The sequence below is a fragment of the Haloferax sp. DFSO60 genome, from assembly GCF_046557615.1.
Lineage (GTDB): Archaea > Halobacteriota > Halobacteria > Halobacteriales > Haloferacaceae > Haloferax.
Genome location: NZ_JBKIII010000001.1, coordinates 1,697,886 through 1,720,738, shown reverse-complemented (window position 1 = coordinate 1,720,738; position 22,853 = coordinate 1,697,886). Strand labels below are relative to the sequence as shown.

Annotated in this window: 29 protein-coding genes; 16 read left to right on the top strand and 13 right to left on the bottom strand. The window is 60.6% G+C overall.

Going from position 1 to position 22,853, the window contains the following annotated elements; translation table 11 throughout:
• Window positions 1–50: 50 nt before the first annotated feature.
• Complete coding sequence (locus ACK509_RS09235) at window positions 51–260, bottom strand: hypothetical protein (RefSeq protein ID WP_410766193.1); 210 nt, start codon at window positions 258–260, stop codon at window positions 51–53.
• An 89-nt stretch (window positions 261–349) separates the two neighbouring features.
• Here ACK509_RS09235 and ACK509_RS09230 point away from each other — a divergent pair, with 89 nt between their 5' ends.
• A complete protein-coding gene (locus ACK509_RS09230; protein WP_410766192.1) occupies window positions 350–727 on the top strand; it encodes a cupin domain-containing protein in 378 nt (125 codons plus the stop codon).
• Complete coding sequence (locus ACK509_RS09225) at window positions 724–1,320, top strand: hypothetical protein (RefSeq protein WP_410766191.1); 597 nt, start codon at window positions 724–726, stop codon at window positions 1,318–1,320. The genes ACK509_RS09230 and ACK509_RS09225 overlap by 4 nt, the downstream gene beginning before the upstream one ends.
• A gap of 32 nt (window positions 1,321–1,352) precedes the next feature.
• Here ACK509_RS09225 and ACK509_RS09220 read toward each other — a convergent pair whose 3' ends face one another.
• The 3 genes from ACK509_RS09220 to ACK509_RS09210 all read right to left on the bottom strand — a co-directional run bounded on the left by ACK509_RS09220 (window position 1,353) and on the right by ACK509_RS09210 (window position 4,602).
• Complete coding sequence (locus ACK509_RS09220) at window positions 1,353–3,170, bottom strand: carbon starvation protein A (protein WP_410766190.1); 1,818 nt, start codon at window positions 3,168–3,170, stop codon at window positions 1,353–1,355.
• A gap of 168 nt (window positions 3,171–3,338) precedes the next feature.
• Window positions 3,339–4,304 carry an ArsA family ATPase gene (locus tag ACK509_RS09215; RefSeq protein WP_410766189.1) on the bottom strand — a complete coding sequence of 322 codons (966 nt, stop codon included), beginning with the start codon at window positions 4,302–4,304 and terminating at the stop codon, window positions 3,339–3,341.
• 1 nt (window position 4,305) lies between these two features.
• Window positions 4,306–4,602: a hypothetical protein gene (locus ACK509_RS09210; protein ID WP_390225485.1), complete on the bottom strand. Its 297-nt coding sequence runs from the start codon at window positions 4,600–4,602 to the stop codon at window positions 4,306–4,308.
• 101 nt (window positions 4,603–4,703) lie between these two features.
• Here ACK509_RS09210 and ACK509_RS09205 point away from each other — a divergent pair, with 101 nt between their 5' ends.
• From ACK509_RS09205 to ACK509_RS09175, 7 genes are all read left to right on the top strand, one after another.
• Window positions 4,704–5,945 carry a CobW family GTP-binding protein gene (locus ACK509_RS09205; protein ID WP_410766188.1) on the top strand — a complete coding sequence of 414 codons (1,242 nt, stop codon included), beginning with the start codon at window positions 4,704–4,706 and terminating at the stop codon, window positions 5,943–5,945.
• Entirely contained in the window at window positions 5,942–6,145 is a 204-nt protein-coding gene (locus tag ACK509_RS09200) for a hypothetical protein (protein WP_410766187.1), read from the top strand. The genes ACK509_RS09205 and ACK509_RS09200 overlap by 4 nt, the downstream gene beginning before the upstream one ends.
• A gap of 86 nt (window positions 6,146–6,231) precedes the next feature.
• Window positions 6,232–6,915 (top strand): uracil phosphoribosyltransferase, encoded by a 684-nt coding sequence (gene upp, locus ACK509_RS09195; protein ID WP_410766186.1) that lies wholly within the window; start codon window positions 6,232–6,234, stop codon window positions 6,913–6,915.
• Between the two features lie 86 nt (window positions 6,916–7,001).
• The gene (locus tag ACK509_RS09190) at window positions 7,002–7,202 is read left to right on the top strand and encodes a hypothetical protein (protein ID WP_410766185.1); all 201 of its coding nucleotides are present in this window, start codon (window positions 7,002–7,004) and stop codon (window positions 7,200–7,202) included.
• 369 nt (window positions 7,203–7,571) lie between these two features.
• Window positions 7,572–8,591, top strand: a complete 1,020-nt coding sequence (locus ACK509_RS09185) for a TAXI family TRAP transporter solute-binding subunit (protein WP_410766184.1) — start codon at window positions 7,572–7,574, stop codon at window positions 8,589–8,591.
• Window positions 8,592–8,636: 45 nt separating this feature from the next.
• Window positions 8,637–9,122 (top strand): DUF1850 domain-containing protein, encoded by a 486-nt coding sequence (locus ACK509_RS09180; protein WP_410766183.1) that lies wholly within the window; start codon window positions 8,637–8,639, stop codon window positions 9,120–9,122.
• A 14-nt stretch (window positions 9,123–9,136) separates the two neighbouring features.
• Window positions 9,137–12,013: a TRAP transporter permease gene (locus ACK509_RS09175; protein WP_410766182.1), complete on the top strand. Its 2,877-nt coding sequence runs from the start codon at window positions 9,137–9,139 to the stop codon at window positions 12,011–12,013.
• Window positions 12,014–12,040: 27 nt separating this feature from the next.
• On the opposite strand, the gene ACK509_RS09170 is transcribed toward ACK509_RS09175, so the two are convergent.
• Window positions 12,041–12,673: an IMPACT family protein gene (locus tag ACK509_RS09170; RefSeq protein WP_410766181.1), complete on the bottom strand. Its 633-nt coding sequence runs from the start codon at window positions 12,671–12,673 to the stop codon at window positions 12,041–12,043.
• A 279-nt stretch (window positions 12,674–12,952) separates the two neighbouring features.
• Window positions 12,953–13,456 carry an ACT domain-containing protein gene (locus ACK509_RS09165; protein WP_410766180.1) on the bottom strand — a complete coding sequence of 168 codons (504 nt, stop codon included), beginning with the start codon at window positions 13,454–13,456 and terminating at the stop codon, window positions 12,953–12,955.
• A gap of 174 nt (window positions 13,457–13,630) precedes the next feature.
• On the opposite strand from ACK509_RS09165, the gene ACK509_RS09160 reads away from it, so the two are divergent.
• Window positions 13,631–14,350: a hypothetical protein gene (locus ACK509_RS09160; RefSeq protein WP_410766179.1), complete on the top strand. Its 720-nt coding sequence runs from the start codon at window positions 13,631–13,633 to the stop codon at window positions 14,348–14,350.
• Here ACK509_RS09160 and hisB read toward each other — a convergent pair whose 3' ends face one another.
• The gene (gene hisB / locus ACK509_RS09155; protein ID WP_410766178.1) at window positions 14,351–14,944 is read right to left on the bottom strand and encodes an imidazoleglycerol-phosphate dehydratase HisB; all 594 of its coding nucleotides are present in this window, start codon (window positions 14,942–14,944) and stop codon (window positions 14,351–14,353) included. It abuts the gene before it with no gap.
• 140 nt (window positions 14,945–15,084) lie between these two features.
• Between hisB and ACK509_RS09150 the strand changes: the two genes are divergently transcribed.
• Window positions 15,085–15,243, top strand: coding sequence for a hypothetical protein (locus ACK509_RS09150; RefSeq protein ID WP_410766177.1), 159 nt, complete (start codon window positions 15,085–15,087; stop codon window positions 15,241–15,243).
• Window positions 15,244–15,283: 40 nt separating this feature from the next.
• Complete coding sequence (locus tag ACK509_RS09145) at window positions 15,284–15,469, top strand: hypothetical protein (RefSeq protein ID WP_410766176.1); 186 nt, start codon at window positions 15,284–15,286, stop codon at window positions 15,467–15,469.
• A gap of 7 nt (window positions 15,470–15,476) precedes the next feature.
• Here the strand turns inward: ACK509_RS09145 and hisA are convergent, their stop codons facing one another.
• Window positions 15,477–16,193: a 1-(5-phosphoribosyl)-5-[(5-phosphoribosylamino)methylideneamino]imidazole-4-carboxamide isomerase gene (hisA, locus tag ACK509_RS09140; RefSeq protein WP_410766175.1), complete on the bottom strand. Its 717-nt coding sequence runs from the start codon at window positions 16,191–16,193 to the stop codon at window positions 15,477–15,479.
• 147 nt (window positions 16,194–16,340) lie between these two features.
• Here hisA and glmM point away from each other — a divergent pair, with 147 nt between their 5' ends.
• Entirely contained in the window at window positions 16,341–17,702 is a 1,362-nt protein-coding gene (gene glmM, locus ACK509_RS09135) for a phosphoglucosamine mutase (RefSeq protein WP_410766174.1), read from the top strand.
• Between the two features lie 58 nt (window positions 17,703–17,760).
• Window positions 17,761–18,354, top strand: coding sequence for a GNAT family N-acetyltransferase (locus tag ACK509_RS09130; RefSeq protein ID WP_410766173.1), 594 nt, complete (start codon window positions 17,761–17,763; stop codon window positions 18,352–18,354).
• On the opposite strand, the gene ACK509_RS09125 is transcribed toward ACK509_RS09130, so the two are convergent.
• From ACK509_RS09125 to ACK509_RS09115, 3 genes are all read right to left on the bottom strand, one after another.
• Window positions 18,344–18,595: a hypothetical protein gene (locus tag ACK509_RS09125; RefSeq protein WP_410766172.1), complete on the bottom strand. Its 252-nt coding sequence runs from the start codon at window positions 18,593–18,595 to the stop codon at window positions 18,344–18,346. The genes ACK509_RS09130 and ACK509_RS09125 overlap by 11 nt on opposite strands.
• A gap of 18 nt (window positions 18,596–18,613) precedes the next feature.
• On the bottom strand, window positions 18,614–18,976 hold the full coding sequence (gene hisI, locus ACK509_RS09120) for a phosphoribosyl-AMP cyclohydrolase (protein ID WP_410766171.1): 363 nt from the start codon (window positions 18,974–18,976) through the stop codon (window positions 18,614–18,616).
• Window positions 18,977–19,040: 64 nt separating this feature from the next.
• Entirely contained in the window at window positions 19,041–20,054 is a 1,014-nt protein-coding gene (locus ACK509_RS09115; RefSeq protein ID WP_410766169.1) for a prepilin peptidase, read from the bottom strand.
• 236 nt (window positions 20,055–20,290) lie between these two features.
• Here ACK509_RS09115 and ACK509_RS09110 point away from each other — a divergent pair, with 236 nt between their 5' ends.
• On the top strand, window positions 20,291–20,584 hold the full coding sequence (locus ACK509_RS09110) for a hypothetical protein (RefSeq protein WP_410766168.1): 294 nt from the start codon (window positions 20,291–20,293) through the stop codon (window positions 20,582–20,584).
• 77 nt (window positions 20,585–20,661) lie between these two features.
• Window positions 20,662–20,814 (top strand): AbrB/MazE/SpoVT family DNA-binding domain-containing protein, encoded by a 153-nt coding sequence (locus ACK509_RS09105; protein ID WP_410766167.1) that lies wholly within the window; start codon window positions 20,662–20,664, stop codon window positions 20,812–20,814.
• 44 nt (window positions 20,815–20,858) lie between these two features.
• On the opposite strand, the gene ACK509_RS09100 is transcribed toward ACK509_RS09105, so the two are convergent.
• Together ACK509_RS09100 and ACK509_RS09095 are read right to left on the bottom strand one after the other, a co-directional pair.
• Window positions 20,859–21,551 carry an NTP transferase domain-containing protein gene (locus ACK509_RS09100; protein WP_410766166.1) on the bottom strand — a complete coding sequence of 231 codons (693 nt, stop codon included), beginning with the start codon at window positions 21,549–21,551 and terminating at the stop codon, window positions 20,859–20,861.
• Window positions 21,548–22,777, bottom strand: a complete 1,230-nt coding sequence (locus ACK509_RS09095) for a molybdopterin molybdotransferase MoeA (RefSeq protein ID WP_410766165.1) — start codon at window positions 22,775–22,777, stop codon at window positions 21,548–21,550. Before ACK509_RS09095 ends, ACK509_RS09100 begins: the two co-directional genes overlap by 4 nt.
• Window positions 22,778–22,853: the final 76 nt, after the last annotated feature.

The following is a 22,853-nucleotide window of genomic DNA, read 5'->3' as shown; positions in this document are numbered from 1 at the left end:
GGAATAGGCGCTAGAAGGTATAAACTCTACGAGCAATCTGTCGCGATGTGTTAGCGAGAACCATAGATGACCCGTTCGGCGAGTGCATCGAGACGGGCAGAGAGACCTTCGAACCACGCTGCCGGTGAGGTCCGACGGAGTTCGCCGTCGTCGAGTTCGATACGGTCGCCGTCGAACGGGTCCATCCTCTCGTTGGCCGTCGCATCGACGACAGTGGTCAACGAACACCGTCCGCACGCTTCGCGCTTCGTGTCCGCCATAGACGAGTTATTCGGAATCATCACGAATAAACCTTGGTTTTGCACAGGTTCGCGACGGCTTTATCAGTCCGAACGTGGTGCCACGTCTCATGGGATATCGAGTTGTCGCAACTGACGACGTAGAGGAGGTTCCCGAACGCCCGTGCGAACTCCGCCGCATCGGTTCCGCAGGTGGATTAGAAAACTTCGCGCTCAACTACTTCCGGGCCGAACCCGGCGAGCAACCGCCGCTGATGTATCACTCTCACTCTGAACAGGAAGAAGCGTTTTACGTCCTCTCGGGCACTCTTTTCGTCGAAACGCCCGAAGAAACGTTCGAAGTGGCGGAAGGAAGCACGTTCGTCGCCGACCCCGAAAGCCCACACCGGGCTCACAACCCTGCAGACGCGACGGAGGCAGTCGAACTCTTGGCTATCGGCGCACCCGCAGTCTCCGGCGACGCCTCGCCCTACGAACCCGACGAATGAGCGACGGCGCGCGACCCGACGAGGAGTTCGACCCGCCGGTCTGGGACGACGAGTATCTCGACCGCGTTTCGGACCGCCTCATGTTCAACTACGACCTCGAACAGGACTACAGCATCCACGGAGAGCAGTTCGACCTCTTCGGGTCGATGCGGATGGAGACGCAGAAACAGTTCGTCCATCAGTCGATTAACTACGCGAACCACCACGCGAAAGAGTATCTCTTCGCTCGCTACGTCGATACCGCGACGATTGCCGAACTCGAACGACTCGTCGAACTCGGCCACAGACTCAGCGACGAGTGGGTCGAACCGAGCGAAGAACACTTCGGGACGGACTTTACGTTCGTCCTCATCGCACCCGACGTTCCCGACGACGTACACTCGTTCGTCAGCGACTTTTCGGACCGAACGCTCCTCAAATTCGGCTACTACGGCCACTTCGAGATGAACGTCGCCGTCGTCTCTCCCGAGACGGAGACGGCCATTGCGAGTCCGAGTGCCGATTCGGTCGCCGCGTTTACGCTCTGGACCGACGTGTCGCCGACTGCCTCGGGTGGGTTGGTGCAGCGGCTCCTCGACCGGTTACGCAAATAAAAAAAAGCGAATCGACGGTTCGATTCTATTTTTTAGTCGTCGCTCGGCGTCGGACGACCGCCACTGCCACCACTGGAGTCGCGGGCGTCTTGGATGTTGTCGTAGCCCATCTTCGCCAGCGAGAGTGCCAGGTAGATGAGTACGAGTGCGATGACTATCTGCACGACCGACGAGAGGATAGCGAAGATGCCAGCGTCGGCCATCCATTCGCCGTTCATGAACTTCGCGTAGATGTTGTCGTGGAAGACCAGCCACAGCAGACCGAGCGTGGTGATGGTCGTCATGAGCGCCATCGGGCCGCCGGTGCTGAGAAGCTGCTTGGAGTCGTCCCAGTTGGCGAGCCAGACAGTCGCCGTCAGGAGTGCCATCGCAGCGAGGAGCTGGTTTGCGCCACCAAACAGTTGCCAGAGCGTGAGCCACGACCCACTCGTGATGAGCAGGTACGCGGGCACGGACTGGACAAGTGCGTTACCGTAGCGGTCAGACGCGAACTCTTCGACCGGCGACTCGGGCGTGCCGATGATCTCTTCCATCATGTAGCGGCCGAGACGCACAGCCGTGTCAGTCGAGGTGAGCAAGAAACTCACGAGAACGAGAGCCATGAACGGGCCACCGAAGCTCGTCGGAATACCGAAGCTCGACAGGATGACACCGCCACCAGTTGCGAACGTCGGAAGTGCGAGGCCGATACCGCCACCCACGTCGGGAGCGATGATAGCGACCGTTGCGAGTGCGACGGTAGCGAGCAGGCCTTCGCCGAGCATGCCACCGTAGCCAATCATCCGTGCGTCGCTCTCCTTGTTCAGTTGCTTCGAGGTGGTCCCCGAAGAGACGAGCGAGTGGAAACCGCTGATGGTCCCACACGCGATGGTGATGAACAGGAGTGGGAATAGTGGTGCGCCGGAGCGACCGATGAACCCGTAGAAGGGTTCGAGGTTGGTCACGAGCGGTTGGGTCGGGTTCGTGACGAACGTCCCGACCACGATTGCAACGAGCGACCCACCGACGCCTGCGTAGAGCAGGAACGACGAGAGGTAGTCACGCGGTTGGAGAAGCACCCAGACCGGAAGGGCGCTCGCAATCGCACCGTACAGGAGGATAATCGGCACCCACGCCGCTGCGTTTGCACCGAAGGCTCCCGCACCGGGGAGCCACGCGCCACCGTCTCCGAGCAGAACGAGCGTCGATGCGGGAGCACGCGCCGCTGGCTCGAAGATTGCAATTGGGAACTGAATGCCCGCGTAGACACCGGCGAACATCGCGATGACGAACGCGGCGGTTCCCGGCAGGAACGGCAGATTGAGTTGGTACAGGTAAACCCCGAAGAACACTGCGAGAACGATGTATACCAAACTCGCAGTTGCCGCCTCGGGATACGCGTTGAACACGATTGCCACCACGAGGGCGAACACCGCGACAACCAGTACAATCGTCAGGAACGCGAACCAAAGAAGCATGTTCTTGCCGCGTTCGCCGACGTACTCACCGATGATGTATCCAATCGACTTTCCGTCGTGTCGCAAACTGCTCGAAAGCGACACGAAGTCGTGTACACTGCCGAGCAGCGGATTACCGATCGCAATCCATGCCAGCGCCGGAAGCCATCCCCACACCACACCGGCCGTAATCGGGCCGACGATAGGTGCGCCGCCTGCAATACTCGAATAGTGATGCCCCAGTAGCACCGGCTTCTTCGCCGGAACGTACTCTTGACCGTCTTCGTATTTGTGTGCCGGTGTATCACGACTGTCGTCGAGATCGACGAACTGCGCAAGGTACCGCGAATATCCGAAATATCCGACGGTAAACAACGCTACAACCGCTGCAACCAGCCAAATGACTTGTACCATGGTACTCTGCCCCATTGCCCGACACGGATATATCTAACTTAACGTTAACGATAGTTGTGAAACTATCACGGACGAATAACAGGTAACGGAGGAGAGATGACGGAGAAGTTGTATCTGGCAAATATCTGGAAATTACCAGTTCCGTTCTCGTTCAGTACGAGTCGGTCGTTATGCGTCGTCAGGTTCGACGTCGATGTCGAGTTCGTCGGCAACCTCGCCGAGGAAATCTCCTTTCACTTCGGCGATGCGTGTCTCGATTGTGGCGACGAGCGGGGGTTCGAGGTCTTCGCGGAGTTCGTCGAGTCGGTCTTGCTCAGTTGTGACTCTGTCGCGCAAGAACCGTGCCCCCCGTCCCTCTTCGTCGGGGTCCGGCTCGGGCGTCAGGCGATTGACCGCGAGGCCACGAACCGATAGGTCGTAGGAGTCCAGTTCGTCTACTGCTCGTTTCGTCTCCCAAATCGAGAGTTGGTCGGGGTTGACGACGAGGAAGAACGCCGCATCGTTTCGAAGCGTCTCCGCGGCGAACGAGAAGTTGTCGCGTCGAGCTTCGAGGCGGGCGATAATCGGGTCACCGTCCATCATTCTTCGAGGCTCGTTGTTGCCGATTGCGGCGCGTTCGAACAGTTTGACCGACTGTTTGCGCTTGTGGATGAGTCGCTGAATCCACCCGTCGAGATACCCCGGGAGCGAGAGAAGTCGAAGCGTCCCGCCGGTTGGCGAGGTGTCGAAGACGACCCGGTCGTACTCGTCCGAATCGCGCATGACCTCGATAAAGCGGTCGAACAGCGCGGATTCGTGTGCCCCGGGTGTCTGGTGAGACATCTCGATTTGGCGGTCGATTTCGTTCACCATCGCCGGACTCACCTGGTCGGAGAGCGCCCGCTTCGTCTCCATCAGATGGTCTCGAACCTCTGTCTCGGGGTCGATTTCCATCGCATCGAGGTTGGGTTCGCCCTCGACAGGAGATGGTTCGTCTGTAAACTCTTGGTCGAACACGTCGCGAGTGCTGTGTGCCGGGTCGGTCGAGACGAGGAGCGTCTGCAAGCCTGCTCGTGAACACTTGACCGCGTACGCACTCGACATGGTAGTCTTACCGACGCCGCCTTTGCCGCCGAAGAAGACGAATTTACGCATATTAGAAGTGGTACTGGTGGCCTTTTCGTTCGAGCAACGAACCCCGGTCCCACATCCGTCGTTCCCACGCTTCGAACTCGTCTTCGAGGTAGGGGAGGAGTTCCGCCGTGTAGTAGGAGACGGGCGAGGGGATGCCGAACGCATCGGGGAAGCACGCGAGCATGAACGCGTCTTCGTAGTCTTCTGCCTGCTTCTCGATTTTCTCGTAGGCAGGGTGGGTAATCATCCCGTGATAGAGTCCCCGAACCCACTCTTCGACCAGCAGTCGGAACGACTCGATTCGCGCGGCGAGGGTCATCAGTTTACAGTGTCACCATCCCCCGTGCAAAAGCGTATCGCTCATGAATTTACACCGAAGATACCCACGGCTTCTTATACGAGGGCGAGGTAGGCCCGCCTATGACTACGCGGGATACCATCCCCGTGACTATCCTCGGCGGAAGCCTCGGCGCAGGGAAGACGACGCTGCTCAACCACTTGTTGACGAACGCAGACGGGAGAGATATCGCCGTCCTCGTCAACGACATGGGTGAAGTGAACGTCGATGCCGAGTTGGTCGCCGCAGAGTCCGACCTCGCGGTCGGCGGGGGAGTCACAGAGCTATCGAACGGGTGTATCTGCTGTGAACTTCAGGACGACCTCGAAACGGCAGTCGTCCGCCTCGCCCAAGAACGGTCGTTCGACCACCTCGTCGTGGAAGCTTCCGGCGTCTCCGAACCCGGCCCAGTCGCTCGTCTCTTCGTCACCTCGCGCGCGGCCGCGCGATACGATATCGCCGGACTCGTCACCGTCGTCGATTCACGCCTCTTCGCGGATACCTTCGCGGGCGGTGACCCCGACCAAACTATCGCCGAAGACAGCGACGGTGAGGTTCGACCACTCTCAGACCTGCTGGTCGAACAGGTCGAGAGCGCCGACCTCGTGGTACTCAACAAGCGTGACCTCGTCTCAGACGAGGAGTTAGCGGGTGTCCGCGACGTGGTGAGCGCGCTCCGACCAGAAGCAGACATCGTCGAGACGGCCCACAGCAACGTCGATATCGACACGTTGCTCGCCGACCTCTACGACCCCGAGGCACCGGTCGGGTGGCGGGCGGCACTGGAGACCGAAGGCGATGAGAGTGACCACGGTCACGACCACAGCCACAACAGTGAGGACCACAGCCACGACCACGACCACGCCGTCGTTTCGCACGCCGAGGAGACCTACGGCATCACGTCGTTCGTCTACCGACGACGTGCCGCGTTCGACCCCGACGGCCTCGAATCGGTACTCGGCGACCTGCCGAGTTCGGTGATTCGTTCGAAAGGAACCGTGTGGGTCGGTGGGGCAGAAGACGTCCAGTACACCTACAGTCAGGCCGGACCGTCGGCGTATCTCACCGCCAGTGGCCCGTGGATTGCCTCGCTGCCGGAGTTCGAACAGGACACCTATCGTCGCAACCACCCCGAACTGTCGTGGCACGACGAGTACGGCGACAAGCGCACGGAGTTGGTCTTTATCGGCCGCGACATCGACGAAGACGCGCTCGTGGCGGCGTTGGACGAACACGCACTGGACGCCGCAAGCGACACGGACCAGCACTTCCCAACAGAACCCGGTGCGGAAGTGGCTCTCGCCGAACCGGAGGCGGACCAATGAGCGAGGAAGCCGAAGGTGGCATCGAATGGGGCGAAGGCGACCCGCGAGTGCTTCTCGTGATGAACATCATCCTCTCGTCGATATTCGCAACAGTCGTCGTCTGGGCGCTCGACTACGCGAGTCTCTGGACGTTCAACGTCGTCAACGTCGTCACGGCGGCGCTGGTACTCACGGCGATAACCTACCTCGTGACGAAGTAAGTCAGTCGCTCGTCAACGTACAGCAAACGTTCGTCTGGGCGGCCGATAGCCGGTTTTATGTCCTTCGGGAATCCGCTTATTCGGTAATGCCGATTGAAGACCGAGACGATGCGTACGTACTCACGCATGCGCTGGCGAAGGACACGCTCTCGCGCCTCCGCGACGTGGAAACGACGCAGGTAGCGTTCCGGAAAGGGCTGGTCAAACTCGGCCGCATCTGTGGCTACGAAATCATCGACGGGGCCATGGAAACCGAGTACGTCAGCATCCAGACGCCGCTGGCAGAGACGACCGGCGAGCGTGTGAAAGGACTGGACAATGTCGTCATCATCAACGTGCTTCGCGCCGCGACGCCCTTCGTCGAAGGCCTGCTCAAGGCGTTCCCACGCGCAAAGCAGGGTGTCATCTCTGCCGGGCGCGACGAGGAAGCGGGCATGGACGACGATGGAAACTTCCCCATCACCATCGACTACGTGAAACTCCCCGAAATCACCGAGAAGGACACCGTCATCGTGGCCGACCCGATGCTAGCGACGGGTTCGACGATGTGTTCGGTCCTCGACCACATCCTCGACAACAACGACGGCGTCGACCCGGCCAAACTGTTCGTTCTCTCGGCCGTTTCGGCCCCCGACGGACTGCTTCGCGTCGGTGACGAGTTCCCCGACATCGACCTTCTGACGGTCTCTATCGACGACTACCTCGACGACGACGGCTACATCGTCCCCGGTCTCGGAGACGCAGGCGACCGCGCCTTCCGCACGACGTAAACGCGAGTTGGGCGGGTAACGACTAAGTTACCCCCCGCGGACTTCGGAAGCATGGACGAGATTCGCGCGACAGGAGGTACGCACCGATGAGTGACCCTTGCGACGGGTGCGGCCAATCGGTCGAAGACGCACTTGCCCGAGACGTTCGACTCCAAGTCGACCGCTCGACAGTCGATAGCCAGCGGTTCTGTCCAACGTGTTTCGCCGAGTGGATTACGAAATATCAAGAACAGATGTCGCCGTCGTCGAACCGCGAATCGTCGGACGCCGACATCATCGTCGACTAAGAACCCCCTTTCTTCGAGTCGAAAATCGAGAGACAGCGTTAGATTTTTCTGTTATCGAAGGTGTTCCGAAACGGACCCATAGAACACTATTGTGAGATACCCTGCCGACAGAACGCCCACACGAACCTCCCCCACGATTCGAACCCCTTCTGTTTGGGTCGAATCTGCACCATCATGTTACCAGTTCTATATTTCGAGAGAATTGTTGTGCATATTTGTCAAAGGTGGCGCGAAATAGACTCTATTGCCAATGATTAGCATTTAACAACAATACCATAATAATGATTTATTACAATTGGTGTGAAAATATACACATGTTTTGTGTTGACATGAACAGGCCTATATATTAATTAATACCAATAGTAGTGTATGACTCGGAAACTTAACCGTCGAGAGTTTATCGCAGCAACAGGCGTCGCCGGCGTTGCAGGCCTCGCTGGCTGTACTGGTGGCAACGGTGGCGAAGACACGACCGCCGAAGACACGACCACTGAATCTGGCGGCGAAGAGACGACCACGGAAGGTGGAAACGAGAGCGGTTCGTCCCGTCTCTCGTGGCACGCTGGTGGTACCGGTGGGACGTACTTCCCACTCTCCAACGAGTTCAAGTCCGTCGTCGAAGCGAACACGGACTTCACGCTCCAGGTCCAATCGACCGGTGCATCCGTCGAGAACGTCGGCAGTCTCGCCCGTGGCGACGCCGACTTCGCACTGATTCAGAACGACGTTGCCTACTTCGCACGCAACGGTGAGGGTATCGAAGCGTTCCAGGGGAACCCCGTCGAGAACCTCCGTGGCGTTGCGACGCTCTACCCTGAGACGATTCACATCATCACGCTCGCAGACACCGGCATCGAGTCGGTCGGCGACCTCTCGGGTGCGACCATCAACACCGGTGACCTCGGTTCGGGTACGCAGGTCAACGCCCTCCAGATTCTCGAAGCCCTCGGAATCAGCGACTACTCCGAGCAGAACACTGGCTTCTCGCAGGCATCCGACCAGCTGAAGAACGGTGACATCGACGCCGCGTTCGTCGTCGGTGGCTGGCCAGTCGGCGCAATCGAAGAACTCGCCGCAACCGAGGATGTCGTCGTCGTCCCCGTCGATGGCGAGGACCGCGAAGCCGTCAAAGGTGCAGCACCGTTCTACGCGGACGACGAGATTCCGGCCGGTACGTACGGTCTCGAATCGGCCGTCCCGACCGTCTCCGTGCAGGCGATGATTGCGACCAACGCCGAACAGCCTGATGCAACCGTCGAAGAAGTCAGCGCGGCTATCTTCGACAACGTGGACGACCTCACCATCAAGACCGACTTCATCTCGAAGGAAACCGCACAGGACGGCATGTCCATCGAACTGCACCCCGGCGCGCAGGCCTACTTCGGCTAATCGGTCGGCAAGCGTCCACAGAACCGCACACTTTCACCTCTTTCAATGCTCGACTCGACAGCAAAACGTCTCCTCGTCGTCTTCGCCATCTTAGCACTCGCTGTCGGCGGCAGTGCCGCGGTCCCAGCGGGGCAAGCACTCGTCGTCGAAGATGCAGAGACCGGCGAGGTTCTTTTGACACAGCACGTTTCGGAAAACTCGACTGTCTCGGTCGAATACAACCACAGTGTCGAAAAGACACGTGTCCTCGACGAGTACACCGTCCGGAACGGTGAACTCGAGATGACGAGAATGGAGTTCGAATCGTACGGTTGGGGACTTCCCGCCCGTGCCGACGTACACAAAGAAAACGGGTCGTACGTCTTCGACCCCGAAGGAAGCTGGGAGGAAATTTACGTCAAGCCCGGCCACGTCGCGGGGCACAAACTCCACGTAGGAGAGAAGACGTATGACCTAGTAGCGCTCTCGGATGCGCGAACGGTCCGACTCAGCGTGACGAACCAGTCCGTACTCGACGCAGCCCTCCACTGACTACCGACTGACCAATGACGAACCGAATACACGACGAGGGTCGAGGCAACGACCCTTCCGACGAGAACTGTGGTGGCCGCGAGTCCGACGAGTGGACGGAAAGCGACACCACCTCGCCAGCCGTGCTACCCGATGGAGGCACTCCTTCGGACGAGGCAGGCGAGAGTACAGACGAAGAGCTATCCGAAGAAGAGGCACAGGAGATGCTCGAAGGAATCGAGCGAAAGCGGACCCTCACTGGGTGGGCCGCCATCGTCACCTCGATTATCGCAATTTCCTTTTCCCTCTTCCAGTCGTGGCTGGCCGCACGCGGCTTCGACTTCTCTGCGACGCTTCCACTGGTGGGCGAAGTGTCGCTCGGCGCGCTGCAACTGTTGCAGGTCAACGCCGTCCACGTCGCATTCGCGCTCGTCTTGGCGTTCATCCTGTTTCCGCCGACGACCGGGCACGGCGCGTTCGCTCGTCGCCTCGGGCGAGTCGTTCCAACACTCGCCTCGCGGTTCGGTGAAGACAGCCCCATTACGCGCGCCGCAGACGGGCTCCGTCGCGGGGTTCGATGGCTCGCCGTCGACCCCGAACGCGAGCGTGTGACGCCACTCGACGTGGTGTTCATGATACTCGCCGCGGCGACGGCACTCTACATGGTGATGGAGTGGGGCGAGATTCAGCGCCTCCGCGTGTTCGGTCTCTCGGCAGGCCGAAGCGTCGCGGAGTATCTGAGCATGCCCTTCGCCGCACTCGGTGACGTCTTGGGGGTCGATTTCATCGCCAACGCGGCGATGGGTCTCATCGGTCTCCTTCCGTTCTCGGACATCTCCTATCCGTTCTTCCTCGGAATCGTCGGCGTGTTCCTCGTGCTCGAAGCGACGCGGCGCTCGCTCGGGTTCTACCTGACTATCATCGTCGCGTCCTTTATCGTCTACGCGCGGTGGGGCTACCTCATCTCGCCGAGCATGCCCATCGTCGGCGTCCTCTCGATTCCGCAGGGGTCGTGGACGAACATCATCCAGAACCTCTGGTACAACACCGAAAACGGTGTCTTCGGGATTCCGGTCACCGTCTCGGTGCAGTTCATCTACATCTTCATCCTGTTCGGCGCGTTCTTGGAGATGTCTGGTGCGGGTCAGTGGTTTATCGATCTCGCGTACGCCGCAACCGGAACGCGAAAAGGTGGCCCGGCCAAGGCGTCGATTCTCGCCTCCGGGTTCATGGGAACGATCTCCGGCTCGTCGATTGCGAACACCGTGACGACCGGTGCGTTCACCATCCCGCTCATGAAGAAATCCGGGTATCGCTCTGAGTTCGCGGGCGCAGTCGAAGCATCTGCATCCTCCGGTGGACAGATTCTCCCACCGGTCATGGGCGCGGCCGCCTTCCTGATGATTGAGTTCATCGGCGTGCCCTTCGCGGACATCATCATCGCCGCGACCATTCCGGCTATCGTGTTCTTCTTCGGGGTGTGGGTGATGGTCCACCTCGAAGCCACGCGGGCGAACATCGGGGGACTCGACCGCTCCGAGGTCGTCAACATACGACAGCATCTCTCTCGCGGGTGGTTCTACCTCCTCCCGCTCGGGTTGCTCATGTTCTATCTCATCGTCGAGCGACTGACCGTCGCTCGCTCTGCGTGGTTCACGCTCATCGCCATCATGGCGTTGCTCGCCGCAGTGGCCGCGTACAACGAGCGGACGAAGATACCCCTGCTCGGGACGATTGGCGCGGTGTATCTCGCACAGGTCGTCTCGTTCCTCACGACCGGTGTCGGCCTCCCCGACGCGATTGCTGGCGCTGGCGGCGAGGGTCTCTCGCTCGGTGGCGCACTGTTTGCTGCCGCGGGCAACCTCGGCTACATCGTCATCTTCGTCAGCCTCGCAATCATGCTGGCGCGGCCAAACCTCGATGCACCACTGCTCCGGTTCGACGACGCAGTGGACGAGACGGCAGACAAGCTTTCGACGAAGCTCTCGCGCCCGTCGCTCTCGGACATCAACGCGTTCCGCTACGTGACGTTCATCGGCAAGTCGATGGACTCCGGTGCGCGTACTTCGACCGAAGTCGTCATCGCCGTCGCCGCCGCCGGTATCATCCCCGGCGTCGTCAGTGCGACTGGCCTCGGTCCGAACCTGACCGCGCTCATCAAGGCAGTCGCAGGCGGGTCTATCGTCCTGCTCTTGCTCTTCACCGCGATTGCCTCTATCATCCTCGGGATGGGCATGCCGACGACCGTGACGTACATCATTCTGGTGTCGCTCCTCGGTCCGGCAATCGCTCAGTCCTCGGATATCCCGCTTCTTGCGGCCCACCTGTTCATCCTGTACTTCGGGGTGATCGCAGACATCACACCACCGGTGGCGGTCGCAGCGTATGCTGCATCCGGGATTGCCCGGTCCAATCCGTTCCGAACGGGGACGAAAGCCTTCTCGCTCTCGCTCAACAAGGCGGTCGTTCCGTTCGCGTTCGCACTCACGCCGGGCATCCTGCTCCTTCGCGGGCGGGGTGAGGCGGCGAAAGTCATCACGTTCGCCGACGTAATCGACCTCGGGTGGTTCGTTCCGCAGGTCGTCATCCCCGTCGCGGGCGTCTTTATCGGCGTCATCGCGCTGGGTGCGACGGTCATCGGGTATCTCTACACCCGTGTGAGTCGCTCCGAACGCGCGCTGTTCGCACTCTCGGCGTTCTTCCTCATGGCACCGTCGCTGCTCTTGAACGCCATCTTCGACCTCGGTGGGGCACTCGGACTCGTCGGCGCGGCACCCGGCGGAGTCATCGTCGACCTCGGAATGCGCGCCGTGGGTGGCGTCATCTTCGGGGCGCTCGCGCTGAAGAACAAGCGAGAAACTCGGGACGGCAGTCAACCCGCACCCGAAGCAATGGCCGAACCGACCGACTAACGCGACGGTTCGACCGAAAACACCCTTTTATTCGAGTTCGACGCGTCCGCTCGTCGCACTCCTGAGTCTATCTCGAAGTTCGTCGGCGTCTTCGATGGGAACGCGAACCGCAAACGACACCTGCTGGTCGTAGTCGGCGTCGAACTCAACGCCCGTCGATTCTAAGATTCCTCGCACACTCCCCGAGTCGTCGTACTCGACTGTCGCGGTGAATCGCTCGTGAGGAATCTCTTCGACGACGCCCGCCGCGTCGAGTGCCTCTTTGACGGCCCGTGAGTAGGCCCGGGCGAGGCCGCCGACGCCGAGGTTGGTCCCGCCATAGTAACGAGTGACGACCACGACGACGTTGCGGATGTCTTGTTGGACTAAGACGTTGAGCGCGGGTTTGCCCGACGACCCGGTCGGTTCGCCGTCGTCGCTCTGGTACTCGCGGAGCATGACGTTGCCACCGCCCGGAACCGACGACGAGGACGACCCGGCGGGAACGCGATAGGCGGGAACGTTGTGGGTCGCATCCGGGTGCTTCGCCTCGATTTCGTCGATAAACGCCTCCGCGTCTTCGACCGTCTCGGCAGGGGAGATGTATCCGATGAACTCCGAACCTTGGACGTCAAACCGCGCGTCGGCCCGGCCCGAAACGGTGCGATAGGCGGTAGTCATGACTCCGAGTTGGCGACGCGGCACTCAAAAACATTCGCACAAAGAGAGGTTACAATCCGCAGGAATTCGCGTAGGAGGTACAGCCGTTTTGGATACAAACGCCACAGAAGTGGCTCGTCTGGGAGACCGTGGAACCACAGCACAGGCAGGTTCGGAATTGGGACATGCTACAATGTAGCACAAATTTCTATATGAATCTTATCCCCAAAATGACAGAACTTCACGAATTGTAACAATAACCAGAATTTCCGTCATGAACGATAGTTCAGAAATCGGCGTTTATGCGATGGTGATACGGCGAACGAACGAGAGCGTCGAGAGGTCGTTGAGGAGTTCGCCGGGCACGGGGTCGTCGGTGATGAGGTAGAGTTTCGGGTCGTCGGTGAACTCCGGGTCTTCGCTTATAGTCTGTCGAATCGAGATGCCTGCGTCGGCGAGTTTCGACGTGACCGTGGAGACGATACCGGGTTCGTCCGCGTTGGCGACTTCGACGGTGAGTACCGAGAGGTTCAACACGGGTGCGAGGTCCATCAGACTCGGAATCGAAGAGATGTTCTGGAAGATGCGGCGCAGTTCGTCGTCAGCGAGAATGGCGTCGGTGGTCGAATCGACGACGCGGCGGTCAACACCTGCCTCGCGGGCGATTCCCGTGTTCGGAATCTCGATACCGCCGGAAACGACTCGCCCCTCGTCGTTGACCGAGAATCCACGTTCCAAGAGCAATCGAATGACAGCCTGTTGACTTGGACTGCCTTCGAACTTCTCCATAATCTCGTCAAACATCTGAATGGGTGCAGATTTGCGTCCTGACGCATTAAGTGGTACGTCAGACAGCACATTCGCCCCGGCGTGGGCATGGAAAAACACGGCCGAACCACGAAGAGAGAGCAGGTCACGAAATACGACGAAAGTGCTGGTGGACAAGGGTTTTTCCCGCCGCAGGGAGACACCTCGTGCATGCGCGAACTTCGCTCCTGTGACTTCTGTGGTGGCGACGCCGCAGGAATCTTCGAGGTGCTTCCCCCGAAATTCACCCCCGCTCCGGACCAGCGCCGTGTCATCCTCTGTGCCGACTGCCAAGAGACGCTCACCTCCGTCATCGAACCGCTCATGACGAGACTCGGCGTGTCGGACGGCGACGCGCCCGCACCCGATGTCACTCCCGAGCCGACGGCGGGACCGCCGGAGTCGGCTGGGTCGCAGGCAGGTGGGGCCGCATCCGTCGAAGTCGATGCTGTCGAACCTGCGCCAGAACCCGAACAAGAGTCAGTGTCGGAGTCACTGACCGAAAAATCACCGACCGAAGACCCACTCTCGGAACCGGAATCGACAGAGACAGTCGAAGTGGGCGTAGAATCCGAAGGAGAACTGGCCTCCGAGGAAGTGGTTGAATCCGACGAAGAAGAAGACAACGAGACGGTCGATACAGCAGACACAGGGGCCGACGAACCAGCGAACTCGACCGCAAACGGCGATGAACTGCGACCTGAGCCACCGAAGTTCCGACAGGTGATTCGCATCCTCCAGAACCGCGAATTCCCGGTCGATAGAAACGACGTCGAAGACCTCGCGGCGAACGCCTACAGTCTCGAAGACGACGAAGTACGCGACATCTTCGAGTACGCTATCGAACGCGGTCTCCTCGAAGAGACGAACGGGCAGTTGCGAAAAGTCTGATTAGAGGGTGCCTTTGGTACTCGGGGTGTCCGAGCGCCGTGGGTCGATTTTCGTCGCGTCGTCGAGTGAGCGAGCGAGTGCTTTGAACATCGCTTCGACCTCGTGGTGAGCGTTGTCGCCTTCGACACCGACGTGGAGGGTGAGTCCGGCGTTCATCGCCAGCGAGAGCGCGAAGTGTTCGGCCATGTGGCTGGTGAACTCGCCGATGTAGGGTTGCGAGAAGTCGCCATCGAAGTCGAAGAACGGACGGCCCGAGACGTCCACGACGACGGATGCAACCGCCTCGTCGAGCGGAACCTTACGGTCAGCGTAGCGGACGATACCACGCTTGTCGCCCAGTGCTTCGACGAACGCCTCGCCGAGGACGATGGACACGTCTTCGATAGTGTGGTGGTCGTCGATGTGGAGGTCGCCATCGCAGTTGACCGTGAGGTCGAACAGTCCGTGTTTGGCGAAGGCTTCGAGCATGTGGTCGAAAAAGCCGATTCCCGTATCGACGACGGCGTCGCCATCGCCATCGATATCGAGTGTCACCTCGATAGTCGTCTCGCTCGTCTCGCGCGAAAGCGCAGCAGTTCGGTCGGCGTCGCTCATATCGCGTTCGAAGAGGGGCGAACATAAGGTGATTGCGCTCCCCACAGTCGCTCGAACTGAATGGTTTGTGCAAATTGTGTGGCGCTGTGTCAGACGCACGTCTGCCTGAATTTCATATCTTCTGACTGAGAGAGACCCACATGCATCGAACAGGAGCGCTGATGGCTGGGTATACCATCTGCATTGGCGGGCTGTTGCTCACCGCTCCTTCAGGAACGACGGCCGCAGTGGGTGGGGTACTCGTGCTGTTCGCGGCCGGAGCAACGGTGGTGAGTGAATGGGGAGACAGAAAGGCGTAGCCAGCGATTCTCTCGAGGGAGAGAGACGGAGGACCGCATAATGTGCGCACTCACGAGTCACCCGAAGCGTGACCTCGTGACCACAGCGATGCTCGCACTTGGCGCGCCCTTCTTGCACACCCCACGGCCCGAAATCGTACTTATCGGCGTGCTGTTCGTCGCAGCAGGCGTCTACGGAACGGTCGATTCCATCGCGGAACTCGTCACGAAATACGTCCGTCTCTGAGACGAATTCAGGCGTCCATCGCTTCTTCCAAGGTAAAGCGACCCTCGTAGAGTGCCGTCCCGACGACGACCGCCGCCGCACCAGCATCGCGGAGCGCACGGATATCGTCCAGTGTGGCCACACCGCCCGATGCGACGACCGGGATATCGACGGCTTCGACAACACTCGTGGTCGTTCCGAGTTGAACACCCTCGAGTTGGCCTTCGACGTCCACGTCGGTAAAGAGAATCGCGGCCGCACCGAGTTCTTCGTAGCGCGCGGCGGCCTCGGCGGGGTCGAGACCGGTCCCTTCGGTCCACCCGGAGACGAGGACTTCGCCGTCTTTCGCGTCGAGGCTCACCATCACGCCGTCGGGGTAGTCGGCGGCGAGTTCGGAGACGATATCGGGGTTTTCGACCGCCGCAGTCCCGAGAATCACCCGGTCAACGCCACGTTCGAGAAGTTCGCGCGCGTCGTCAGCAGTTCGAATCCCGCCGCCGAGTTGAACCGGAACTGAAACTGCGTCGAGGACGGAATCGACCGCAGGAGCGTTCTTTCGCTCGCCTTCGAACGCGCCATCGAGGTCAACGAGGTGGAGTGTTTTCGCGCCCGAATCGACCCACTTGCGTGCGGCTTCGACCGGTTCGCCGTAGCTTTTCTCGGTCCCACGCTCGCCTTGGACGAGTTGGACGACCTCGCCGTCTTGCATATCGACTGCCGGGATAACTTCGAACTCAGGGAACATACGCCCTCCTGAGAGAGCGAGGGGCCTAAACACACCGAATGCGGCGACTGGATGCCCAGTAAGAAGCTCGGTTGCGACCACAAATTGACCGACCTGAATCCCAACAGTTCGGAACGGCTTTGTCGCGCCAGTGTAGAGACAGAGGCAATGAAACTCTTCGGTTCCAGCGGCACGCGTGGCGTGGTGGGTGAAAGTCTCACCCCCGAGTTCGTGCTTCGCGTCGCCAAAGCCGCGGGGACGGTCTGGAACACCGACCGCGTCGCAATCGCCCGTGACACGCGAACGACGGGTGAGATGTTCGTCAACGCCGCCTCCGCAGGGCTCGCCAGCGTCGGTGTCGATATCTGTGACCTCGGCGTCACGCCGACGCCTGCGGCCGTCCGTTACTGCGAAGTCGAGGACGTTCCGGGCGTCATCATCACCGCCTCCCACAACCCGCCAGAGTTCAACGGCGTCAAACTCGTGGACGACGGCGTCGAACTCTCGGTCGAACAGTTGGAACTGGTCGAAGACCACATTCTCGCAGAAGACTTCGACGTGGCCGCGTGGGACGAGGTTGGGTCGGTCCGAACCGTCGAGACGGCGAATCAGGACTATCTGGACGAACTCCTCGCCAGCGTGGATAGACAGAAAATCGCGGACGCGAATCTCACCGTCGCACTCGACCCCGGCCACGGCGCAGGCTCGCTCGTCACGCCCAACTTCCTCCGCGAACTCGGCTGTGAAGTCCGCACGGTCAACGCCCAACCCGACGGCCACTTCCCCGGTCGCGAGTCAGAACCAATCCCCGAGAACTTGACCGACCTCGAACGACTGGTTCGCGCGAGCGACGCAGATATCGGCATCGCCCACGACGGCGACGCCGACCGCGCCGTGTTCGTCGACGAGAACGGCGAGGCAATCTCCGGTGAGTCGTCGCTGGCGGCGCTCGTCGCCGCGAACCTCGAACCCGGCGACGCGACCGTCTCTGCGGTCAACGTCTCACAACGGCTCGTTGACGTGTGCGAAGAAGCCGACGCTGACCTCGAACTCACGCCGATTGGCTCGACCAATCTCATCACCCGTATTCGTCAACTGTGGACCGAAGGCGTCAACGTCCCGGTGGCGGGCGAGGGCAACGGCGGCGTCTTCTTCCCGAACTACCGACTCGTCCGCGACGGCGCGTACATCGCGGCGAAGTTCCTCGAACTCGTCGCCGAGCAACCTGCAAGTGAGGTCGTCGCCCCGTATCAGGACTACTACAACGTCCGCATCAACGTCGAATATTCACGCGACGAAGAACTCGATGCGATGCTCTCGGCGGCCGCCGCGTACGCCGAAGCCTCGGATGCGACGCCGAATACGACCGACGGCTACCGACTCGACTACGGCGATGCATGGGTTCTCGTCCGACCCTCGGGGACCGAACCCAAAGTTCGGGTCTACGCCGAAGGCCGGAGCGAAGCACGCGCCCAAGAACTCGCCGAAGACGCCGCCGACGCGCTCTATGCGGCCTTAGACGAACTGTAACTCGATTTCGACTTATAACTCGGTTCTCACTTTTACGACTCGCCTGCGTAACTCCGGTATGAACAGCGACGTGGTCATCAGGCCGCCGCGTTCTCGTGCCGACATGCGCGGCATCTGGCGCGTGGACGTCCGATGCTGGAACGACGCCTACTGCCACATCCTCCCCGACGAGGCCCTGCCGAGTCTCGAAACTGTGCCACCAACCTCGTCGTTAGAAGAGCGACTCGTCTACGCGACCAGCCTCAACGAGTCGAGGACCGGGCGCTACGTCGTCGCCGTCGATGAATCGGCAGGGGACGCTGTCGAGGAGTCCAGTGCTGGAGACACAACCGGCGACCACATCGTCGGTTTTGCCGCAGTTCGATGGGGAGAAGACACCAAATCGTTCGTCGGCGACGACGAGGCCGGACTGTGGGTACTCTACGTCGACCCGGCGTGGTGGGGAGAGGGTATCGGGACACGACTCCTCGAATCGGTCGAGGAAGCGATTCCCGAGGAGTACACGACTCTCGTGTTGGACACACTGGCCGACAACGACGTTGGAAGACGATTCTATCGCGCTCGCGGGTTCGAGAAACGCGAGACGATGCAGGTAGAAATCAGCGGAGAGCCCTACGCGGTCGTAATCCTGTCTCGCCCGCTCAGAAGCTAATCGCCGCGAAGAGGAGACACAGGCCGCCGAAGACGAGAAGCATGAAGCCGCGTTCGAGGCCGTCGCCGTCGATTTCGTCGTCTGGTGGGTCCTCGCGTGTCGGGTCGAGGACGAACTCGGGGTCGTCTGGACGAGCGGTACGTTTGGCGGCGGCAGCACTCTTCAGCAAGCGGGCCCCCATGCCGAAGCACGCAAGCCCGAGGAGGAGCGAAAACACCGCGACCGGGTTCACGTTCAGCATCGCTCTCTCAACATTCGATTATTCGTATACGTCGTCGGGGTCGAACACGCGCTCGCCCACGGTCTCACCGTCGATAGTTCGGTAGAAACACGACCGATGGCCGGTGTGGCACGCGCCGACGTTCTGGTTGACCAGATAGAGCAACGTGTCGGCGTCGCAATCGACCCGAACCTCTTGTACTGCTTGGGTGTGGCCACTCGAAGCGCCTTTCTCCCACAGTTCGTCACGACTCCGCGAGTAGTAGTGTGCCCGGCCCGTTTCGAGCGTTTGCTCCAGTGCTTCTGGGGAAACGTAGGCCAGCATGAGTACCTCCCCCGACTCAACATCCTGTGCGACGGCGGGGACGAGCCCATCGTCGCCGAAATCGACCTCGACAGCCATAATTCGGCTCACGAGGTGACGTGAGTTATCTCTTGTGCGTCACCGTCGGCTCGTTCGATGTCGATTAGACGATTCCGAGTGCGCCGAGGACGCCGAAGAGGATGTCGCCGTAGACCAGCGCGGCGACTAACCCGAAGAACATCGGGACGATGAACGGAATGCCGGGCGATATCCAAACCGACTCGCGCTCGGTGACGACCTCTAGGCCGCCGCGGAGTTTCTCGGGCGTCGTTCCGTAGGCCGACCCCTCGATTGCATCGAGGAAGGCGTCTGCACCCCACAGGTCGTCGAAGTCGTCCGATTCGCCGTCGGCGACTACGTCCTGGTTTCCATCCGTAGCGACGACGCCACCATCAGTCACCGGAGCGCGATGAACCGCACCGTCGGTCGGGTCGAACGTCTCGGAAATCGTCGCGGGGTCACGCAGGGTGTCGGGGTTCTCACGCACGTCGGAGAGGGTGAGCCCACGCCAGCGGAGGTACATTCGGAGGGCGTCGAGGTCGAGACCGTTTCGCGTGATTCCCTCGGGAGACTCGAACAGACGACCGTGAGCAGTCGAGAGTGACGGGACCGACACCTTCCGCCCGACGAACGAAATCGGGAACTCGAACTCGCCTTCTGTGAGGTTTCGAGCCGCGAGCATGAGCGGGTAGCCGAGGCCGAGAATGACCGTGTTCGTGAGGATAGTCATCGAGAAGACGCCGAGCGTCGTCCGCGTGAGCGGAAGGACCGTTTCGCCGAGTGTGTAACTCGGGAACGTCGGCAGGAGGATAGCAAAGACCATCAGTGCTTTCGCGTCTGCGCCGCCGAAGCCGCCGAGTCGCCAAAATAGGTACGACAGCGGGACGATGAAGAAGACGCTCACGCCGACGCGGATGAGATACAGGCGGTCGAACACCGTCTCTGCGGGGAGGTGGCCGAGCAGTTCCCACACGAGCAAGACGAGTCCTAACGCCGCGAGAGGGTACCAGACGACGTTGGGGACGCGCCGCGTGCGGATGTCGCGCCACGCGGTCCACGCGAGAACGGGCACGACGACCAATCTGAGCAGGTCGGGGAGCGTGCCGATACCGAACATACCCGGAGACTGGGGGCGAGGGAGATAGGTGTTCGGGAACGATATCAATCGTGAAAGTGCCCACAGTAACATCATCACCGTTGCCACCGACGAAGCCGTGGCCGTTCCCGACGACGGCGAACTCGTGGCGTTGTGAGAGAGTTTCGATAGAAGCTAACGAGGGAGTGAGACGGATTCAAGCGACACACGTCCGCTCTCCAGAAGCTATAACCGCTCACACTACAGAGAAAGGAGGCATGTGTCGGGAGACGAAGCGCGAACCAGCCTGGGTGTCGGTCATCAGGCTCGCGTTTCTCAAGGGGACGATAACCGTCGAAGCCGTGATGGAAGAAGCGAACCTCCAACCCGGCTACGAACGAACGGTCCAAGACGTCCTCTCGACGATGGCTGAACGAAACCTCATCAGGCCAGTCGAATCCAAAGAAGGAACGTACGTCCCCGGCCCCGTCCTCATCGAATCCGACCGATACAACCTCGATTTCTCGAAAGCCTCGGACGGCGGTGCCCATCGCTGGCAGTCAGCAGACTGACGGTTTTGATACCGACCATTGGCCATCGACACCCCATAGCGTAAACTATGAGTTGGCTACGTGATTACTCGTGAACTATGGGCCGCCTTACGGACACGAAGATATCCGAGAAGAACTTGACGACGATACCGAAACCAGTGCGGAATTTTCTCGATGTCGGTGCCGGTGACCGAGTCGAGTGGCACGTCGAAGACGGGAAGATTATCGTCAAAAAACTCGACTCCGAGTAGGGCTCGAGCTTCGGTCTGTCGAGATGCCATGCGGCGTCTCGAACTCAGACGTCGTCTGGAACGTCGACGTCGCGCCTGACTCCGGGGTCGTCGACGGCGACGAGCGCGCTCTTTTCGCCGTTGAGAAGAATCTCGCGCCCACCAATGTCTCCTTCAGTGTCGAGCAACGCGTCGAAATGACGCGCGTCGAAGAGGACTGGATTTCCTCTGTCGCCGTCGAACGCTGCGGCGAGTGCGTCACCGGCACCGCCCGCGTACGCGGCACAGAGTGAATCGACGGTCTCGGGGGCGACGAAGGGCATGTCACCGAGTGCGACGACGACTGCGTCTGTGTCGGGGTATCGCTCTCGAACCGCCCCGATTCCCGTCCGAAGCGACGATGCCTGCCCCGTATCGTAGGCGTCGTTGACGGCGGTATCGACAGAGAGACCGTCGAGGGCGTCGCGCACGCGGTCGGCCTCGTAGCCGAGAACGACGACGACGGAATCGACGCCGCTCTCGACGAGTGTTCGAGCGGCGTGGCGGACGACGGGCTCCGAATCGAGCGTTGCCAGCAACTTGTTTTGGTCGCCAAATCGACTGCTCGTCCCGGCGGCGAGGAGGACACCGATAATGGTCGGCGAGTTCCCCGTGGAGTCGAGACCGAGAGAAGAGTCGGAGACGGCGCCCCGAACGATGGGAAGGCCTCGAGAATCGACCGCTGACTCCGGGTCTCGCTCCGGGCGCTCTGCCGTCATCGCTCCAGTACCGAGAAGGGGACGACGGCGACCTGTTCGTCGGCCGCAACCGGGTCTTCCGTGAGTATCACGCCATCTGCTGTACTCGCGCGCGTAGTCGAAGAGAGGACGCTCGGGTCGAACGTCTCTTCGTACACCGAGAGTGCCGAGTCGGCGTGTCCGAGGGGCATCGCGACGCCATCCTCGAGAGTCACGGGAATCCCGTACGTGAACCCGGGGACGGCGAGGCCAACGTCGCGCGCCATTCGCGCAGTGACTGTCGGAAGCGACGATTCACCGGTGAAGAACGGTCGGGCGACGAGCGATGTCACGAGGTGTGCGCCGATTGGCTTGCCGGGGATGGCGAACACCACCGCGTCGTAGTCGGGGAGTCGAGCGACGGCGATGGGTTTCCCCGGGCGCAGTTGGACGCGGTGAAACAACACCTCGCCGAGGTCGGCGAGCGCACGGACGACGTAGTCTTTGTCGCCAACGCTCGTTCCACCGGTGGTGACGACGACGTCGTAGTCGCGGGCGAGGTCAGCGATGCGGTTTTTCACTCGGTCGTACGTGTCGGGGACCGACCCTTCGTACGTCGCCTCGTGACCCCACGACCGGATGAGTCCGGCGAGCATCGGCGAATCGAGGTCGGCGAGACGGCCCTCGTGAATCTCCGTCCCGGTCGCCAGCAACCCGACCGAAAATCGCTCGTGGAGTCGTACGTCTTCGATATCGAGGTCACCCAGCAAGATGGCATCTTTAGCACCGAGACGGTCGCCGACTGCGAACAGCTCTGTTCCCGCCGAGACGTTACTCCCGCGCTCGTAGACGTACGTCCCCTGCTCGATGTCGGGACCGGTAAGTTGGCCGTCTTCGACGACTGCCTCCTCGCGTTTGAGGACGGCATTCGCCGACGGTGGGAGTGGCGCACCGGTCGCAATTCGAGTCGCCGTTCCGGGGTCGAGCGGGGGTGGTTCGTCTTCGGGAAACACGCCAGTCTCGACGACCTCGAATGGGTAGGAATCAGACGCGTCGAAGGCGAACCCATCCATCGTTGCGAAACTATACTCGGGAAGGTCGACCGGAGCCACGACCGTCTCTGCGACTGTTCGACCGACGATGTGGTCGAGCGAGACCCGTTCGGTCCCGAGCCGAGCCAGTTGTTCGTCACGAAGTAATCGAGTTCGTTTACTCGCGTCCGATACCGGGATGAGGTCGTCGCCGTCGTGCGCTTTTTTGGAACTCATTGAATGTATTATCCTGTGTTAGGTGATAGCATATCCCCGAACACTTATTGTCATAGTAGTCCATGACAGAGCTTGA